The sequence below is a fragment of the Vibrio sp. Sgm 5 genome, from assembly GCF_026241575.1.
In the GTDB taxonomy this organism is placed as follows: Bacteria; Pseudomonadota; Gammaproteobacteria; order Enterobacterales; family Vibrionaceae; genus Vibrio; species Vibrio jasicida.
The window spans coordinates 1-16,545 of record NZ_JAPHPY010000039.1 but is presented as its reverse complement, the minus strand read 5'-3'; the positions used below and the strand labels follow the sequence as shown (position 1 = coordinate 16,545).

Here is a 16,545-nt window from a genome sequence, read left to right as displayed (position 1 = left end):
GTCACGTCTAAAAAGGAATGCCATTACTTATTATCATTTCATCTTTTCTGAAATCATGCAGATTGCACAAGTTACAACTTGGATCGCAATCCACCAGACATTCGAGCTTTTCTTTCACCTTCTTCAATAGAACAGGGTTAGAAATCGATTTGATTATATTATGTCTAAATAGGTAAACACCCATGCTACCCTTCTCTTTTGGCGGATAGTACTTTACTTCTTCTGCGTTAAAGACCAGCTTACTGAATGCAATTAATGGTTGAAAATCGACGATGAAAAAGTACGCGTAATCTTTCTTACTGGAATATCTAATCAAGTAATAGCAAAGTGCTTGAATAATCAATTCAAAATAATGAGCAGAGCTCGTATAGTAACCCACACCAATCAAGCAGCTGCGCTCAGCCTCTTCTTGTGGGAGCGTGATAAATGAAGGTAGCCCGTTAATACCTTCAATGTTCACCATGCCGTACCAATGGCCCACCGTTGCCTCTTGGTCATTTTTAATCAAAATGCATTGATACTTCACATCACTCGCTTTCTCTTGAAGCTCCTGATAGAACCTTTTGAGTGGTGAAATGTTATGGTTAAACTCTTTGAACATGTCAGAGTATTCATTGATCGTCAGACTTTTTATTTCGCTATTAGGAGGCCCAGACACCTTGCGATAAGAAAGGTTAGAAATCGAAAAATCTAGGGCTCGAACTAGGGTACTGATGACAAGATCATGTTTATTCGAGTAACGAACTTTAGACAGATCCATTCGCAACAGAACCTCTATCAAATCAATATCCAAACACTTGGCAATATAGAACTGTTTATATATTGGCGGGATACTTTTACCTGTGAACCATCGGCTCAAGGTAATAGAATCAAGGCCTTTAAACTCCTCATAGTAGTTATTTTGTAACAGCGCGATAAGGTCCTTTCGAGAAATATCTCTAGTATCGACCCACCGATTCAACTCATCTTTAAAACAATAAGTCATATAACTCCCCTCCCAGTAAAACTCAAAATGCCCATTGTAAAAACTGGTACATTCATACCCCAGAAACCAGTATCTTGAAGTTACTCGGGTATCAGTTAGATATCGCATTTAAATCTTCGAATACTTCTATAGGTATTCTCTATCAAAATAACGTTGCCAACCATCATTTGAGATTATTTAAATTTCTCTAAATTAGAAATACATGCAGGTGAGTATCAGATTTTTCTGACGCGACATAGGGAACCTCTGAAGAATCAATAGAATATCGGATTCTCAACATCGCTTATTGCATGAAAAAAGAATCATTGAAGGGTAGTCTATTTACCTTTCAGATAGTTAAGTCGATTCAACCCTTGTACTGCCTCTCTCGTTTCCTCTCGTTGATAAGCGGTCTCTGTTAGAAAACACATGCCATGCTCTCTACCACGACATCGGCAAAAATCAGAGCGAAGTAATGCCCAGTACTTATTCGTGCTGCCCTCAGAGGCTTTTGTAGCCGCTTCCGACCAAAGCTCGCACGCTAACCCCCATTCGTATTCTCTTTCACTCTGACAAGCTTGCTTTGCCAACTCTAAATACATTCTATTCGCCATACGTCCACCCACGTTTTATTTTTTAAAAAGAACATGTTATGAGGTAATAACTATAAAGGGATAGCATTGAGAAAGGATTTAAACACGGCAAGGCAACTGTCTAAGCTATCCCCCTTTAAGCAAACTAATATTCACCAAAAGAAGACAAAAAAGAGCCGTAAATACGGCTCTTATGGAAGTTTTTGCGACGCAGAATAGCATCGTTGTCGTTGTTAGCTCATACTCACCATGCAAATAAACTTGTTCGTATCAAACGCTTTATCAAGCTCTTTATGCTTATCTGATGAATAAACGCTGCCTTTATTCGTCCAATAATCTCCAGAAGAAAGGTTGGCGTACTTTTCAAGGTATTGATAAGCAGTAGTGCTAGGTAAACGGGAGGATAGACGTTCACAATACTGGGTAGCCTGATCTCTATTCAGGAAGATATCGTGAGACTTTTGGTTGCCTTTAAACTGGGGTAAAAGGTAAGTAAACGCATCGTCTTTATACAGCACTTTATTGGTATAGCGTTTCACATCTTGCTTCGCAGCAGGCTCCATTCCGGCAACGCCGTATGGAGGTAAAAGACTCTCAGAGAATTTGCCAGAATGCTTGTCTCTAGTCGCTTCATCATCAACCTTACTCGCCTCTTCCATTACTGAACGAGTTGAATGGAGATCGGTTGCGTTGGCCTTATTTGAAAATGGGAAGAAGTAATCACCGCCATTTTTGAGATTCAATTTAAGCGATTGTGTCTGATTGCTATTTACGGCGCGAACACTGTAAACCCCCACGTAATTACCCGTCACATCTACTCTATCACCCGACCCGACTTCTTGATCGTTGATGTAGAACACCGTATTTTCCGAGTTCGAACGGAACACAAACCGTACTCTATCTAGGTTTAACGCCTGTCTAAGCTCCACTTCTGTGTTTGCACTGTAGGCATGTTTGTAACTCGCATCCGCGGTAAAGGAGAGATCGCCATTTAGTCTTTGGTTTGCATCTACCACTCTAAAACGCGTAAGTTGAATGCGCGACAAGCCACCTTTACTCAACACAAATGCATTTTTGATAGAAGGAAGATTGCGGTTCACGCACGTTGATAAGCTTTCCGATACATTACACTGTAATTGGCCTTGATAAGTATCATTAATAACGCGTTTCGAATCGTCCAAATGTCGAGCTTTGATCTTCTCATACAAAGCCAGCAACGCGTCGTTTTTCTTTCGCTCAATCTGACTGGCTTCTCGTTGGTCTTGCGACAGTTGCTGTTTTGTTTCTGTAAGCAACTTCCCGGCGGTCTCAATCTCTTTCTTCATTGAGTTCACTTTGGATGACATGTTACGTAAGGTGAGCATCAAGGATTCATCGTAGACGCCATCGACCAACTTGTCTGTTAAACGGTTTGAATCAGATTTGATCATCTCAACGTTGTTGACCAACTTGATCTTGGTGGATTCAATTTCAGCATTCAATTTATTGTAATGCGCAATATTTTCATCAATATTGAGCGCGCTATATTCTTGCTGATAAGCCGACTTGATGCTGTTTAACTTATCTTGCTCATTAAAGTTAATTAGCTCTGAGGCAGCAGTAACACCACTCCATGCTAGACCCACCCATATGACTAATACTGTTTTAGATTTACCCACTGCCACTCCAAATTGACCCACCACGACACCATTGTTGTTAATGCTTCACCTTGCGTTTTAGGCAAGGTGAACACTCTGCGATTAAAACCTATTCCGTTGGCTTTACTTCGTCTGGTTTTGCCTGATCATTCTTAGAAGCCCATATTTCTGAGCGTCTGTTTTGTGATCGTCCCTCAGCGGTTGAATTCGACGCAATCGGCTGAGTTTCACCAAATGAACGAACGACGATACGGCTTTTATCCACGCCTTGCGCAATCAAACCGTTAGACGTTGTCAACGCACGCTGCAAGCCCAACGATTGGTTGTAGCCTTCAGAACCCTTGCTGTCGGTGTGACCATCTACCGCAATAGCACTATCGCTATTTTTAAGCGAACCTGCGAGTTGATTCAGAGCCTTACTGCCCATCGGAGTTAAGTTAGATTGGTCAAAGCCAAAATGCAGACGCGCAACTAAGCCCTTGCCTTGTAGATAGTTGTTTTGATTGCCAATCCAAGTCGAACATCTAGATTGTTCCAACCCCAACTTTGATTTACCCGCCAACACTTGTTTTAGCTCGTGACTGTCAGATTTCTGCTCTATCTGCAAAAAGCCCTGTCGATGTTGACCAATTCCGATAACATCATCCACAGTGACACTATGTTGGTACTCGCTGAAGGTATTGTCGCAATAGACACTAAGCCCTTCTCCAGCCTTTACTGCAAAGCTTAACGGCATCATTGATAACGCGATTGCGCCAATCACTAACTTTTTCATATTTTCCTCTAGTACAACTTAGTTATTCCGCTTGTTTTTGAGCCTTTGCGGATGAGTTCTTCTATCTTTTCAATCAATTCATCTAAGTCAGATACATCGATGATGTCTTCACTTGGATTGACAACACAGTCTTGAAAACCACTTTGTTGAGAAGCACGAAAATCGATACCAATAACACCGATGTATAAGCCCGGAATCTCTGCTCTGGCTTTGTCGCACATACCGTTGTCTACTAGCCCTTTCAGAATGCCGTTGTTAGGACTTTCCTGCCCATCACTCAAAATCAGCAGCATCTTGATTTTCTTGTTGTACGCTTGCTGCTCTTCATCATCTGTACTGTTTGGGTCTCCATCATGAAGAACCTGAGATCCTCTTAATATGCCTTGAAACGCAGCAGTACCGCCATCTGCCCACATCGACTTAATTGCGTTCAAATCGGAAAGCTTGTTCGATAATCGAATGTTGTAAAACTGCGATGAATTGGAGGAACCATGTGCGTTAAATAGACGTGTTCCACTCACACTATAGAAATTGGGCTTTAATCCCGATTTATCAGTAAACATGGTTGAAACTGACGCCGGAAAATCCACATAGTTGTAAACATCCGCAACGGCATAACGGTCCAAATTGATGACATCACGAATACGCTTCGCATACTTTTGATTATCCGATTTGGGGTTTGAACATCTTGATTGCCTGCTCGCACAGTTGAGTACCTGACTTTGCGAATACGTACGCCAATAATCCCAATTAACATCGTTATAGGTATACGGCGATAGATAAGCGTTATAACCATCTCTGTAACTTAATTGGCTAGTCGCCCGAGCTTGATTGCCCCCGACAATTTCTCTGGTTCGAACGTTAAATGGAACAAAACCTACTCGATTAAGCAGCTTGTCTCCGGTTGTATCTTCTCCCGGCTCGTCACAAACATCTTTCCACTCCCCATCGACATACTCTTTACGAGTAGATGTACAAAGAATCTTGTTTGATATTTGATCGATTGCGGTTTTCAAATCATCAATTTTTTTATGTCGACTTGATCCCCACCTTTCGTCCATCGAGCCTGAAAAATCAGATACGAAGACAATATCGATGTTGTTATCTCCAAGGTAAACGGGGTATTTTCTGGCTAACGAACGGCCCGCTAAATCCTGTTGCTCATTAAAAGAAGGAACAAAACTACTCGCAAACCATGAGTCGTGTGTCGTCCTTGCGTTCACCGTATATTGAATGTATTCAAGCACCCCTGCCCCTTCATCTTCCGCCTGATGAAATCGCTGGGCAGAAAGGCTGGCTGATTTAATATCTCGCACATAGTTTTCGACATATTTCGTTGCCAGTTCACGAGCTGCATCGGGCTGGTCTTCAATGGTCACCGCCATCGCAGCAGCCTCTGCTGAGTCTCGTAATCGGCTGGACTCTTGAACATAACGTGTTCCCTCAACAGCCCAAAAAGTGAACCCCATGATAGGAACAAGCAATAAACCCATCCATATCGCGGCAACGCCTTTTTGTTGTTGGAGACTTTGATGCTGGTATCGCTGCATTTTCATTTCATTATCTCCCTGGCATGATTGAAGAAGAGCCAATCTTGACCGTTGTCCCGGTGCCTCCATTGAAAAAAGGTTTGAACCAAGAGCTTTGCTCTTCGCATACACTGACTCGATACAGTGGGTATACGATGCCTTTTTCAACCGGAGCCAAATCTGCATGAGCAAGAATTGAGTCCGTTTCGCAACCTAATTTATTGAATTTGCTACTGGTAAAAGCAGCCACATTCGCCTTATTCGTCAACGACTCGATTTTAATCGCCACATTATCTGGCGTTGTATCTAACATCCGGCTCGCCACTTGAGTCAGGTCTTCTAAATCTGTATTGGTGACGGATAAGTTTTTCCCTGCCAACACATCAGCATCAAAGTAACGAGTACGTTCTTTGATCACATTGACCAAGGCAAAGCTGGAACGATCGAGCTTTGCGCGCACAAGTAGCTGATAACTGAGATCCGCCGCAAAAAGGTAAACACCCCACAATGCGACAAGAACAAACACAAGCTCAATCGTAAATGCGCCTTTTTGGTGCTTGGTAGAAGGTAAAAATCGGTTACGGAGTGTCATCTTTCCACCCTTCATGCTCTAAGTTCAAAACCATGGTTCGAGCAATGTCTTTATCAGCAGCACCAGTTAGCTTTATCATTGGAGAGTAGTGATACGTAACCGTGATTTCGGCTAAGTCATAATTGAAGTTCAGACCTTGATCAGAATGCCCTCGATTGGCAATAAAATCGTCATAGGTTTTGTAGTACCGACCTTGAATAGAGAATCGGGCACTATCAATTAAGAAATGCCACAGGTTACTATCGGCTTCTATCAACGTTCGAAACTTATCTTCATACTGTTGATTAATGCCTTTTCCCTCATAGATCTTTGTGTTTCTTATGGTTTCTCTGAGAGAGTACTCCGTCATGTTTACGACGTAGATTTGATAGCTGGATTCGAAAATAGCAAAAGTGGCAAAGAACAAAACGAGCGCACCCAAAGCAAACTCTATCGCCGTCACCCCCTTCTGCTTGCAAAGACTTCTCATCACTAACTCCTAGTCTGAGTCAATTCAGTCGCGATACTGTGGATCTCTTGAGCTGAAAAGTCACCTTTGAGCAATTTCTTCGCTGCGTCCATTTGTTGTGCTTTCATAAGTGCGATAGCAAGGTTTGCTTTGACCACTTTATTTGCTGGATTGTCTTTTAACACGGGAGTTAGCGTCTCAATTGCTTGTTGGTACTCACCGCTTGCCATATGTATCATCGCAATATTGTTCTTGATCACGACATCGTCGTATCCACGTAAGCGAGCGTTATTCAGCTCTTGATAAGCATCTTCATACTTACCCGCTTTGGTGTAAGAGACGCCGAGCAAGACATGAATTTGCCCTGCCTGATTACCAGCACTGACTGAAGATAGATAAGCGGCAATGGCATTTTCAGTGTCGTTTTTTGCATCAAACACCTGCCCTTCTAGTTGATACAGACTAGGATTCTCAATACCCTCTTTTCTGAGGTGTTGAACGTAGAAGTTAGCTGACTCAAGATCCCCTTTATGGAAGTAAGCCCACGCGAGGTTTTCTTTTACCGCAGGATCTTGTGAACCTTGCTCCAGTTTGGATTTATAATGCGTGATTAAGCCGTCGTAATTCTTCACTTTTTCCATGCTAGTGACATCATCTAGTTGCTGGCTCTGCTGTGAAGGTGTCGATTGACAGCCAGCTAATACGCTTAACGCGAACAAAACGACAGAAATACGTTTTGCAACCATTAGTTACCCCCAATATTGATCGACATTTGCATGACACTAGGAGCGAGTATCAGAATGACGATCGGAAACATAATGAATAAGATCAAAGGCACACTCATCTTCGCCGAGAGTTTGCCAACCTTTTCCTCGACCGTAAGAATTTGAACTTTTCGCATGTCCTCTGCGAGATCACTTAATACTTGAGCCACGGAGGTTCCGTATTGCAAATTTTGAATAATAGTCAGGACAAAGCTTCGAACTGCTGGTGTTGGTATCCGGTCACTGAGATCATTAAGCGCCTTTTCTACACCGTGTATTTTGGCTGAATCGGAAGTGCGTTTAATTTGATAGCAAAGGTCTGAATCAAACTCTGCCAACTCCTTCCCTAAGTACACCAAAGCCGCTTCAATCGTCATACCGGTTTGAACACACACCGACATCATGTCTAATAAATACGGTAACTGAGATGACGTCTTACTAATCAAAACTTTACGTCGAAGCTGCAGCAAGGTATCAGGTACAACTATCACGCCAATAAGAGCAAAAATGACCACGATAAGCTGACTGGTCGTTGTCATATCCGACAGTAAAACCCCACCAGCAACCAAAGCAAGTACCAACAACTTGGCCGGAAAATAGAACTTGGCCCACTCTGTGTTGTAATACCCAGCTTCAATCATTTTTTGTTCTAATTCATGTCGATACTCTTTACCGAAACGGACAAAAAAACGGTTAACGCGAGAGGGCGCACGCACTGCATCTCCCCCGATGTAAAATGCCACTTTCTTGCGTCGCTGCTCAGTACGTAGTGAATCAACGATTAAAAAGAGTAACGAAACAAACAGCACAACAAGAGAAACCAATAACATCATGCGCGTACTCCTTTGACTAACAGCCAAACAATGAATAACCCGAACAACTCACTGCCAAGCACATAAAAGAGCACGATTCGGCCAGAAGGGTCATACAAGACATAATCCACATTGCCAGGATTTACATAGTTAAGAATAACCATAAAAATCAATGGGATTGCTGCCACAATCTTGGCCGAAATCCTCGCTTCAGAGGTCATCGCCATTTTCTTTTTCTCTAACGTCCTAGCATCCACCAAGACTCGAATTAGTCTTGCTAACACCCCTTTAAGCTGACCACCACGCGCAATGTTTGCTCTAAGCGTTACGGTAAAAAAGAGAAACTCCGGATACGGGTAGTTCTTGCAAGAACGTTGAAGTACCACTTCAGGAGATTCACCTAACTTCAACCGGTCACCCATTAACTTGAATTCACGACCAATTGAGTTGTCCATCACCTCGCCGACGTAACTAATGGCTTGCATTAGACTGTCGCCAGCCGTTACCGCGCTCATCAGAATATTCAGCGCATCCGGGAATGTGTTTTCAAAATCTCGACGTCTTCTTGTGATCAGGTAGCGATAACCAAAAATGGTAAGCAACAAAGATAAACCGAGAATCAACACTGTATTCGTCATCAACAATAATTTAACGACGACGTACCAAGATGCAATCAGACTCCCCGTGATATACAGCGCTATGTACAGCGAAGATCTCGGCCCCAATACAGTTAATGTTGGTGAAATGGACTCTTTGAACTTTTGCCAGCTTTGCTTTCGTACCAATGATTTAACGTTGATAGCATTGAAGTTTTCCGCTTCAGCTTCTTCAATATTGAAAAACTGGTTAACCTTTTTGACCTTCGAATCCCTGATCAAAAGCAGTACAACCGCAAAGAGGATGAGCGAGATCCAGAGCATGCTATATCCCCTTAAATGCAGCCATCAGCTCGTCATATAAGCCGAAGAATTGGGATTTTTTCACAAGCTCAGATCGTTGCATGATGCCACTGGTCACAAAGTCGCCTTTCACCGTTTCCCCGAAATGCGCATCGTCGTAACGGAAACGATAGATCTCTTCCATCACGACGCTATCGCCTTCTAGGCCAACAATTTCAGAGATACTGGTAATTTTACGGGAGCCATCACGCAACCTATTAACTTGAACGACCATTTGAACGGCACTGACAATTGTTCTTCGAATCGCGTCAAGAGGTTGGTTCAAATTCGCCATCATCACCATGGATTCAACACGAGCAATCGCATCTCTCGGTGTGTTAGCGTGCAACGTAGACATCGAACCATCATGGCCAGTATTCATTGCTTGCAACATTTCAAAGGCTTCAGACCCACGACACTCACCCAATATGATTCGGTCTGGGCGCATACGAAGTGCGTTGATCACCAAATCGCGTTGCGTTACCGCACCGGTTTGTTCCACGCTGGACGTTCGAGTTTCTAATCGGACCAAGTTCGGTTGTTGCAAACGCAGTTCCGCAGCGTCTTCAATCGTGACGATGCGTTCATCTTCTGCAATGTATTGAGACAATGCATTGAGCAGAGTGGTCTTGCCTGAGCCTGTACCACCTGAAATTAGCACATTCATTCGACAGCGAGACGCAATCATGAGCACTCTTGCCATATCTGGTGACATGGTTCCAAAGCCAATCAAGTCTTCGAAACCAATGTTCTGCTCCCTGAATTTACGTATCGAGATTGACGTCCCATCTAACGCAATAGGTGGGATAACAATGTTGACACGGCTACCGTCATCGAGTCGGGCATCAACCGTTGGAGACAACTCATCAACACGGCGACCAACACGTGAAGCAATACGCTTCGCAATGGCTAGGAGTTGTTCTTCATTTACAAATGTGACTTCTGACTTTTGAACTTTCCCGTGTCGCTCAAAGAAAATATGGTTTGGTCCATTCACCATAATATCGGAGATAGACTGGTCTTCGACCAAAGGTTGCAAAGGCCCTAAGCCAAAAAGCTCATCAATTAAGCTTTTCACCAACCCAGACTTCATCATGGAAGTGATCGGTCGTTGGTAGCTGTTCGCAAGGAGGTCTACCGCAGCTTGTATCTGGGCCTCAAGATCTCGACGGCTCATTTTCTGAACCGCTTCAGCATCTAACGCTTCAAATATTTGGCCACGAAAAGCGAGATATAAGTCTTTGTTAGAACTCATTTAGCACGCACCTTCTTTAACCACGATCCCATGCCTTTTTGATCAACAGGTTGGCCATTGATCAGCTTCACCAGTAACTCCATAGAGCGACTGACGTGGCGATCATGTTTATGGCCTCGCTTACCATCAATGATGATGTGTGAAAGCGATTTGCAGTAAGCCACTTCTAGGTCAACATCCGCCCCTAAGTATTTGGTTAGGTCAGGCTTCTGCAATACATAAGCATTTTCTGGTCGATGGTAGTTCACGACCGTAATAACACGAGTGCGAGATGCGAGTGTGAGCTGCAAATTCGACATTTTTTCAAATAACCGCTTTGCGCTTCTTACCGAAGACACCGATGCGTCTAATACCAAAACAACCACGTCGAAGTTTTCTACCAAGAGTTGAGGTTCAACTTTGAAATCCACGCCACCAGAGAAATCTTCGATAATGAAATTGGTATTTCTTGCCAAAAGGTCACAAAGCGTTTGGTTATAGTTAAGGATATCGGTCTGACTCATATCCCCATCAATCGCTAACAAACGTAGGTTTTTTCGTGCATTAAACAGATAGCTCAATGCACCTTCTTCATCCATTTCATGCAATGGCGCGGTAAACTCATCGATACCGCGGGGTTTAAAGTCTTTTAAGCCCAATAAGACATCAATATTGGTATCAGTGTATTGGTGATCAACAAGGATGGTATCCGTGCCCTGAGTAGACAGTAGTGAACTCAACTCTGTTGTGATAAATGAGGCACCAACACCACCTTTTGCTCCCACAACTGCAACACGTTTTGCTTTGCGTTTTTGGCTGACACCCGAAAACGTCTTTAGGTTCTTGCTAACATGATTTAAGAAGTCAGCAAATTCCTGTTTGTTCACTGGCCAAAAAACATAATAGAAGCCCATATCTTTCAGCGAACGCAGCGTCGAAATAGCATCCTCTTTGCCAATTACGACCACGCCTTTATGCGTAGGCAATTTGCTGGCAAAAGATTTGGCGTCTTCAACAACGTTATTGGATTCATTAAGCTCAAGGATAACAATGTGACTACTCTGCTGTTCCGTTAACTTAGTTAATCCAGCATTGGCTTTGACACATTCAGGGTCATTCCAACCTTCAAATCGAAACACTTCCTGAACTAGGTTCAAACACTCTTGTGATTGATAAAACAAAGTACAACCAGCAACGCCAGTCGCGGTGGACTGAGTAGGCTTAGCCTTGGTGCTTAACGCTTTGGTCAGATCAAACATGTTATTCTCCCACCAATCTAGACTTGTAGGACACTTGTTTTAGACGCATCGACTCTACAAAGCAGTCAGGTTGACCTAGTTGGACGTGAATTTGTGCAGGCGCACATTGCTGAGTCTTCATGCGCGTTAACGTTACTTGAATGCTGAGATCATTCGGTAAATGAGGTGCATTGCGGAACGTCACTCTTTGCGGCGCGACAATGTGTGACGGATATTGGCTAAATATCTGCTCTAACATCGTCTTGCTACGCGTTGATCTGTAATCCACCACGTAAGTCGCCTCTTTATCCATCGACTCAATATCGTGAATCAGTTGCTTAATCTGCTTGGTGGTTTCCGCTTGTTTTTTGATCGCAAATTCGAAATTGTGGTGTTCTTTGTACACCAAAGCTTCAGCACCGTTACCACCAAAATAACGCTCTGAAGCGCAACCAAAGAGGGATGAAGTCAATAAAGTAATGAGTACGAGTTTCTTCATTGAATGAAACCTCCTTCAGACAGTAAGCGAATCGTTGCATCCGATATCACTGGGGAATTACCCTCGGAATCAATATTCAACCAACGCGCCAATGTTGATGTTTTTTTGATATGTGGCAGTTGAATGTCTTTTGGTTTCATTGGCTCAACCAGATTTACCGTCGCCACGATGATCAACTCAGTGCGTTTTCTGTCTGTCGTTGCCTTACGGAATGCCGCGCCAAGTACAGGGATATCGCCGACAAAAGGAATCTTCTGCATTTTTTCTAAATCGGTGCTGCTCATTAGCCCACCTAGAATGAAGCTATCTCCGTCTGCTAACTCGACCGTCGTTAACGCTCGACGCGAAGCCAGCTGTGGTACTTTTATACCAGCCGCCTCTACATAGCTTTCTACTTCGCTGACTTCTGGGGCTAATTGCATTCGGATCTTATCTTGGCTAAGTACCTTCGCAGTAAGGTCCAACTTAATGCCGAACTCTTTAAAAGTGATGTTGACATTGCTGTCCGTCGATACGATGACCGGCACCTCTCCACCAACGAGGAAACTTGCCGATTCGCCGGAGAGTACGGTTAAATTAGGTTCAGCTAAAACTTCAGCAATTTGGTCATTGCCTAATGCTGTAATCAACGTGCTTAAATTTGCGGCGTCAAACTGATCAAAAACAAACTCACCGACACTAGAACCCACAGAGTTCCAGTCAACGCCTACTGTTTTTCCAAATGATTCGGTGACTTGAGCAACGGAAATTTTGACGTTCACTTGTTGAGTCGTAGCGACTTCAATGCGTTCGACGATCCCTTCCCATGTCATATTTCGCGCGAAAACCATTCCCTCCGGCTCTTCATAGTCGGCACTTTCAGAGCTGAACTCCAACTTCTCGGCTTTGTCCCATCGCTCTGTCTTTTCTCGGCCAAGTAGTGTTGCAACCAATCGATAGATGTCATCACGCGTTGCTTCGGAATCAACAACACCACTGACGGCAACTTGCTCACCAACAGACTGAACCTTGACCTTAGCATCTGGAAAATGGAATTTAAGCTGGCGTCTGACTTCGCTTAAGTCCAAATCAACAATAATGCGATCAGAGAGCAGCACATCATCATCAATCCCGTACACAATCAATCGTGACTGCCCTATTCCATTAGCGAATACCACCAATGTGTTGTCATTGATGATTTTATAATCCGCAATATCAGGATTACTGATGAAGACCTTTCCAATTGGTGTCTTAAGCTGAATATGTTGTCCATCATTGAGCGTAATGGAGCGATTCGCCGCATAAACATTTGTTACGCACAGTAAGCCCATAAAAAAGAGCACGATAGAACGGTAAACTGATTGCTTCATTTGAGGTTGTATTGTCATTACAGAGCCTCTCTTGGGTTGTTGACGTTACCGCGCAACTCGTCAATACCAGTGTAATTATCAATAATATTGCGCACTTCTGCGTACTCAGGCTGCTTGTAGGTTTGGCTTCGGTATATTTCGATGTGCATAGTTCTTTGGGCTAACGCAAGTTTGGCTAGGTCATCAGGTCTAACTTCAATGACCACAGTCGTTAAACCGTCTTCTTTACTCGGGGCTCGTGCAGTAACAGAACTGTTTTCCCCTTCTCCATCACCAATGTTGAGCACTTTAATATGCTTGAGGAACATTGATGCTTTCACGCCTCTGAAGCGCTTTGGCTTATCAATATTTCCCGCTAAGTTATCATTTGGAGAGCTCACCGTAAGGACATCAATGTATGAACCTGGTCGGATATAATCATTGATTAGATTCTTGTTGCTCACTTCGAGTGGATACAACGTCATTCCCTCCGTGACGAGAAGATCGATATACCCAGGCTGACCAGACGCGACTTGGTATTCTGGCAACACAACTTCGCCAGGATTCAAATCTCGATTCAATAAAACGGAAGGGGAAAAACTGATTTCAGCGTCTTCTCTCACACCAAGCGTCAATGCTTCGCTAAGTGGGAGCTGTCGTTTTATGACGCCTTGAGCACTGATCGCATGCCCTTTTTCATACGCTTCTGTGGTCGTCCAGACAGCAACATGCTCTTCTTCTTTGTTATCTGCCAATTCAGCGGTAGTTGCTGACTGAGGTTCGCTTTTGAACAAATCGACAACGCCTAGCGCGCCAACTATCAAAGCAACAATAGCAACAAGTAATACCAGTCGAGATCTCATAACGTGCCTATTTTTGGAGGTTTATATATGTGGCGTATTTTGAGTTAAAATTACTAAGTAAAATCCAACGCTAATTGCTATTCCATATGGGATTCCCTCTTTATTATTCGACGTGTTGCTTATTAGCTTTTGACCTATCAAATAAATAACAGCTAAAAAACCACCAGCAAAAGCCGTCAAAATATAGGCCCACGGCAAATCATGTAAAGGGATTGAAAGAGATAAGACAGCGGCATACTTAATATCACCAGCTCCAATCGAAATCAGAGCGTAAAGTATTAACCCTACCCCTAACACCAGCAAAAAGGTTGTTATTTGAATATCTAACGGTGAAAAAAAACTTTGCAACAAGAGGAGTATGAGCAAGGTGTAATTATGTATTTTTCGACAAATAAAATCGACAGATGAAACATAAACACACGCAATTGCCAATACTAACAAATACCATTCACGACTCAAAAATAAGACTCTCAGGTTAACTTTTCTGGTTTATTTTCAAAAAACATTTATTAGATAATCTGAATTAACGATGCCAGACCAATGAAAACCATAGATCTGGCACAAATATCTATCGATATTATCTACATAAAACCAAAGGGTAATATGTTTAATTATGGCGTTGGTTTAGTACCAGCAGTTTTGATCGTATCAGCAATTGTATCAAACGCATTACCCAGCTCTTTAATGAAGCCGTTATCACCTACCGCTACGCTAACTAGCACTGCCATTGCAACACCAATTAGACCATATTCAATCGCCGTTACACCACGCTCATCGTTTTTGAATTGCGACAAAAACAGGCCTGTTTTCACGTACAATTTAGTAATCATGTTTTATTCCTATGAAGTGAATTTACAAATGCAGCCCCATAGTAATTAATACTTCCATTCAACAGAAAATAGCTCTTATTGATAAAATCGATAGGCAATCGAAAAAACAACCAAATAAAAAGCAAAGCAAATCGAACAAAAAACACACAAAACCATACTTTACAAGTGGTTACCTTAGTAAAGCGGAGAAGAATAACAAAAATCACTTAAATTAAAACAATGCAAATGATGAGAGGTAGATCATTTATAGAGTAACAAACTATCTACATGCTAATTGATTTTATCAAAATGATAGATTTTTGTAATGAATCCTTATGCAAGATAGTAATATGGCAAGAATGAAAGCTGCACTCTTAAATAACTATGCTTTATAAAACGTGTTGAAATACGAGCATCATCACGCTATTGTGTTGCAAATATACAAATTACAATTCAAAAAACTAAAATTTGCTTGCTTTTAAAAGGTTGGTCGAATCATGAAACTGCATTTCGAAAATATTGTTTCGTTTGTAGCTGTAGTTGAAGAGGGTTCATTTAGTTCTGCTGCTCGTAAGCTTGGTAAATCCCAATCTACCGTTAGTACTGCTGTTCAAAATCTTGAATCAGACTTAGGCTTCAATTTATTTAATAGGCAGTATTCTAAAGTCTGGTTGAATGAAAAAGGGAAACGTCTATTTCATTTATCAGCCCCTGTTGTTTCAAAGTACCGCGAATTGATGACAACAGCTCAACAAATGAATATCTCGGAACAAATTGTTTACCGCGTTGGAATAGATCCATTGGTATTCAATCAGGAAGTAAAAAAAACACTGTTGGATTTCTCAGAAGCATTTCCTAATGTGGATCTGCTGGTTGTCACTAAACCAAGTTTTGTATTAGGAAATTACATTAACGAAGGAAAAATAGATCTTGCCTTAGGAAACCCGTACCACAAAACGGGAAACGACTTTAACATTGATGAATTGTTTCACGTCAATTGTTGGTGGGTAGCTCACGAAGACTTAACGCACATTGGTGGTAGTCCATCACAACGCGTTCTTTTAATGGATGGGTGCGAAGAGTTACTCAATTTATCAAACATCGCCGCCTATAATTTGTGGAGGCTTGATGATTTAGGGACCATCCTAGACCTATGTAAAGCCCAAAAAGGCATCGCATTTTTGCCGGAGTTTCTTATAGAGGGGAACATAAAAGAAAATAAGCTAAAGCTGATTAACGACCACCCCGATTTTTTTGGCAAAAGAGTCATTGCCTCCCTTTTCTGGCCGCTACATTCTGACTTTAGTTTGTTTAATCAGTGGATCAAAGGGGAGTTGCAAAGTAGCCTCAGAAACCAACAAACATTCGTTGCAGACTTGGCACAATAACGCTCCGTTGAGCTTTTAACGAAACTCACTTTCGAATAAAAAAAGAGCCGCAAACTGCGGTAATGCCGATCAGTTAAGAAATTAATAGACTGATCAATTGAACGATCCCACCAGTGTGTAAAAATCCGATAGAC

18 protein-coding genes are annotated in these 16,545 nt (G+C 42.4%); 1 reads left to right on the top strand and 17 read right to left on the bottom strand.

What is annotated here, in order from left to right:
• Positions 1-7: 7 nt before the first annotated feature.
• The 17 genes from OQJ86_RS19030 to OQJ86_RS18950 all read right to left on the bottom strand — a co-directional run bounded on the left by OQJ86_RS19030 (position 8) and on the right by OQJ86_RS18950 (position 15,044).
• Positions 8-1,093 (bottom strand): XRE family transcriptional regulator, encoded by a 1,086-nt coding sequence (locus tag OQJ86_RS19030; RefSeq protein ID WP_323054542.1) that lies wholly within the window; start codon positions 1,091-1,093, stop codon positions 8-10.
• Positions 1,094-1,302: 209 nt separating this feature from the next.
• Positions 1,303-1,578, bottom strand: a complete 276-nt coding sequence (locus tag OQJ86_RS19025) for an ANR family transcriptional regulator (protein ID WP_265989223.1) — start codon at positions 1,576-1,578, stop codon at positions 1,303-1,305.
• Between the two features lie 212 nt (positions 1,579-1,790).
• Positions 1,791-3,215, bottom strand: a complete 1,425-nt coding sequence (locus OQJ86_RS19020) for a hypothetical protein (protein ID WP_265989221.1) — start codon at positions 3,213-3,215, stop codon at positions 1,791-1,793.
• Positions 3,216-3,303: 88 nt separating this feature from the next.
• The gene (locus OQJ86_RS19015) at positions 3,304-3,969 is read right to left on the bottom strand and encodes an OmpA family protein (RefSeq protein WP_265989219.1); all 666 of its coding nucleotides are present in this window, start codon (positions 3,967-3,969) and stop codon (positions 3,304-3,306) included.
• Between the two features lie 8 nt (positions 3,970-3,977).
• A complete protein-coding gene (locus OQJ86_RS19010; RefSeq protein WP_038880816.1) occupies positions 3,978-5,525 on the bottom strand; it encodes a TadE/TadG family type IV pilus assembly protein in 1,548 nt (515 codons plus the stop codon).
• A gap of 4 nt (positions 5,526-5,529) precedes the next feature.
• The gene (gene tadF, locus OQJ86_RS19005; protein WP_038868070.1) at positions 5,530-6,090 is read right to left on the bottom strand and encodes a tight adherence pilus pseudopilin TadF; all 561 of its coding nucleotides are present in this window, start codon (positions 6,088-6,090) and stop codon (positions 5,530-5,532) included.
• A complete protein-coding gene (locus tag OQJ86_RS19000; RefSeq protein WP_265989215.1) occupies positions 6,077-6,559 on the bottom strand; it encodes a TadE/TadG family type IV pilus assembly protein in 483 nt (160 codons plus the stop codon). Before OQJ86_RS19000 ends, tadF begins: the two co-directional genes overlap by 14 nt.
• Before the next feature lie 2 nt (positions 6,560-6,561).
• On the bottom strand, positions 6,562-7,284 hold the full coding sequence (locus tag OQJ86_RS18995; RefSeq protein ID WP_265989213.1) for a tetratricopeptide repeat protein: 723 nt from the start codon (positions 7,282-7,284) through the stop codon (positions 6,562-6,564).
• On the bottom strand, positions 7,284-8,135 hold the full coding sequence (locus OQJ86_RS18990) for a type II secretion system F family protein (RefSeq protein ID WP_038880821.1): 852 nt from the start codon (positions 8,133-8,135) through the stop codon (positions 7,284-7,286). Before OQJ86_RS18990 ends, OQJ86_RS18995 begins: the two co-directional genes overlap by 1 nt.
• Positions 8,132-9,034, bottom strand: a complete 903-nt coding sequence (locus OQJ86_RS18985; RefSeq protein ID WP_265989211.1) for a type II secretion system F family protein — start codon at positions 9,032-9,034, stop codon at positions 8,132-8,134. The genes OQJ86_RS18990 and OQJ86_RS18985 overlap by 4 nt, the downstream gene beginning before the upstream one ends.
• Before the next feature lies 1 nt (position 9,035).
• The gene (locus OQJ86_RS18980; protein ID WP_038880823.1) at positions 9,036-10,307 is read right to left on the bottom strand and encodes a CpaF family protein; all 1,272 of its coding nucleotides are present in this window, start codon (positions 10,305-10,307) and stop codon (positions 9,036-9,038) included.
• Positions 10,304-11,545, bottom strand: coding sequence for an AAA family ATPase (locus OQJ86_RS18975; protein ID WP_042605640.1), 1,242 nt, complete (start codon positions 11,543-11,545; stop codon positions 10,304-10,306). Before OQJ86_RS18975 ends, OQJ86_RS18980 begins: the two co-directional genes overlap by 4 nt.
• Before the next feature lies 1 nt (position 11,546).
• Entirely contained in the window at positions 11,547-12,023 is a 477-nt protein-coding gene (locus tag OQJ86_RS18970) for a hypothetical protein (RefSeq protein ID WP_039976756.1), read from the bottom strand.
• Positions 12,020-13,390, bottom strand: a complete 1,371-nt coding sequence (locus OQJ86_RS18965) for a type II and III secretion system protein family protein (protein WP_265989207.1) — start codon at positions 13,388-13,390, stop codon at positions 12,020-12,022. The genes OQJ86_RS18970 and OQJ86_RS18965 overlap by 4 nt, the downstream gene beginning before the upstream one ends.
• On the bottom strand, positions 13,390-14,214 hold the full coding sequence (gene cpaB, locus OQJ86_RS18960) for a Flp pilus assembly protein CpaB (protein WP_038868087.1): 825 nt from the start codon (positions 14,212-14,214) through the stop codon (positions 13,390-13,392). Before cpaB ends, OQJ86_RS18965 begins: the two co-directional genes overlap by 1 nt.
• Before the next feature lie 21 nt (positions 14,215-14,235).
• Positions 14,236-14,673 (bottom strand): prepilin peptidase, encoded by a 438-nt coding sequence (locus OQJ86_RS18955; protein ID WP_265989204.1) that lies wholly within the window; start codon positions 14,671-14,673, stop codon positions 14,236-14,238.
• 152 nt (positions 14,674-14,825) lie between these two features.
• Complete coding sequence (locus OQJ86_RS18950) at positions 14,826-15,044, bottom strand: Flp family type IVb pilin (protein WP_038868088.1); 219 nt, start codon at positions 15,042-15,044, stop codon at positions 14,826-14,828.
• A 476-nt stretch (positions 15,045-15,520) separates the two neighbouring features.
• Here OQJ86_RS18950 and OQJ86_RS18945 point away from each other — a divergent pair, with 476 nt between their 5' ends.
• Positions 15,521-16,411 (top strand): LysR family transcriptional regulator, encoded by an 891-nt coding sequence (locus OQJ86_RS18945; protein ID WP_038868090.1) that lies wholly within the window; start codon positions 15,521-15,523, stop codon positions 16,409-16,411.
• The last annotated feature ends 134 nt before the right edge of the window (positions 16,412-16,545 follow it).

Coding starts and splice junctions, on each gene's coding strand:
- OQJ86_RS19030 (WP_323054542.1), bottom strand. CDS start 1,093: ATGCGATATCTAACTGATACCCGAGTAACTTCAAGATACTGGTTTCTG.
- OQJ86_RS19025 (WP_265989223.1), bottom strand. CDS start 1,578: ATGGCGAATAGAATGTATTTAGAGTTGGCAAAGCAAGCTTGTCAGAGT.
- OQJ86_RS19015 (WP_265989219.1), bottom strand. CDS start 3,969: ATGAAAAAGTTAGTGATTGGCGCAATCGCGTTATCAATGATGCCGTTA.
- OQJ86_RS19010 (WP_038880816.1), bottom strand. CDS start 5,525: ATGAAAATGCAGCGATACCAGCATCAAAGTCTCCAACAACAAAAAGGC.
- tadF (WP_038868070.1), bottom strand. CDS start 6,090: ATGACACTCCGTAACCGATTTTTACCTTCTACCAAGCACCAAAAAGGC.
- OQJ86_RS19000 (WP_265989215.1), bottom strand. CDS start 6,559: ATGAGAAGTCTTTGCAAGCAGAAGGGGGTGACGGCGATAGAGTTTGCT.
- OQJ86_RS18995 (WP_265989213.1), bottom strand. CDS start 7,284: ATGGTTGCAAAACGTATTTCTGTCGTTTTGTTCGCGTTAAGCGTATTA.
- OQJ86_RS18990 (WP_038880821.1), bottom strand. CDS start 8,135: ATGATGTTATTGGTTTCTCTTGTTGTGCTGTTTGTTTCGTTACTCTTT.
- OQJ86_RS18985 (WP_265989211.1), bottom strand. CDS start 9,034: ATGCTCTGGATCTCGCTCATCCTCTTTGCGGTTGTACTGCTTTTGATC.
- OQJ86_RS18980 (WP_038880823.1), bottom strand. CDS start 10,307: ATGAGTTCTAACAAAGACTTATATCTCGCTTTTCGTGGCCAAATATTT.
- OQJ86_RS18975 (WP_042605640.1), bottom strand. CDS start 11,545: ATGTTTGATCTGACCAAAGCGTTAAGCACCAAGGCTAAGCCTACTCAG.
- OQJ86_RS18970 (WP_039976756.1), bottom strand. CDS start 12,023: ATGAAGAAACTCGTACTCATTACTTTATTGACTTCATCCCTCTTTGGT.
- OQJ86_RS18965 (WP_265989207.1), bottom strand. CDS start 13,390: ATGACAATACAACCTCAAATGAAGCAATCAGTTTACCGTTCTATCGTG.
- cpaB (WP_038868087.1), bottom strand. CDS start 14,214: ATGAGATCTCGACTGGTATTACTTGTTGCTATTGTTGCTTTGATAGTT.
- OQJ86_RS18950 (WP_038868088.1), bottom strand. CDS start 15,044: ATGATTACTAAATTGTACGTGAAAACAGGCCTGTTTTTGTCGCAATTC.
- OQJ86_RS18945 (WP_038868090.1), top strand. CDS start 15,521: ATGAAACTGCATTTCGAAAATATTGTTTCGTTTGTAGCTGTAGTTGAA.